The organism is Vibrio sp. 1402, assembly GCF_033340275.1.
In genome coordinates this window covers 1-834 of the sequence record NZ_JAWOWE010000157.1, presented here as the reverse complement: position 1 = coordinate 834, position 834 = coordinate 1, and the positions used below count along the sequence as shown (strand labels likewise).

The 834-nt window shown below is 46.0% G+C and carries 1 protein-coding gene; it reads right to left on the bottom strand.

The window, feature by feature from the left end; all coding sequences use genetic code 11:
* On the bottom strand, positions 1-834 hold an 834-nt coding region (znuA, locus tag R7044_RS24785), incomplete at both ends, for a zinc ABC transporter substrate-binding protein ZnuA (RefSeq protein WP_225455944.1).

The following is an 834-nucleotide window of genomic DNA, read 5'->3' as shown; positions in this document are numbered from 1 at the left end:
AAAGCTGTCAGCCATGTTGCCTAACAAGTTAAAGTAACTGCCTGGCTCCACTTTGATCGTGCTGCCTAATGGGTCAAGCTCGCCTTTGGCCACATTGCTGCCACGCATCACACTCTCGACAACGGCTGGTGTAAATTGAGGTTCAGAAAACACACAAGCCACGTTACCTGCTCCCAATGTTTTTCTGATCTGAATCAGCGTCTTGGCACCCGGCTTTCGGTCGGGAGTCACCGTAAAGTGTCCTAGATTATTTAACTGGTAACGCTCTTCAAAATAACCGTACGCATCATGGAAAACGAAGTATCCTTGGTTCTTCACTGGTGCTAACTGCTGCTCTATTTCCTTATCTTTAGCCGCAAGCTGTTCTTCAAATTTAACAAGATTGTTGCTGTACGTTTTCGCATTAGCTGGATCGATTTCCACCAATTTGTTCACAACAGCTTGGGCGACCTGTTTAACCGGTTTAATACCCAACCAAAAGTGCGGGTCGTGGCTACCGTGGTCATGACCGTCGTGATCATGCGAATGCGCACTATCAAACTCACGAAGTGCTAGATTTGGTATTTCGCTTAACGTCAGTGTACTAGCTCTATTTGATACGACTTTTTCAAGAAACGGTTCCAAATCATGACCATACCAAATCACCAAATCCGCAGACGCGACTTTTTTTACATCAGAAGGTCGCAGCGAATAATCGTGTGGTGATGCGTTTGACTGAACTAGCACTTCAGGAGTAGTGACGCCTTCCGTCAGTTCAGTCACCATCAGTTGGATCGGTTTAATGCTTGTAAGTACTGTTATCGCCTGCGCTGGCAAGGTTAACATTGCTGAAGC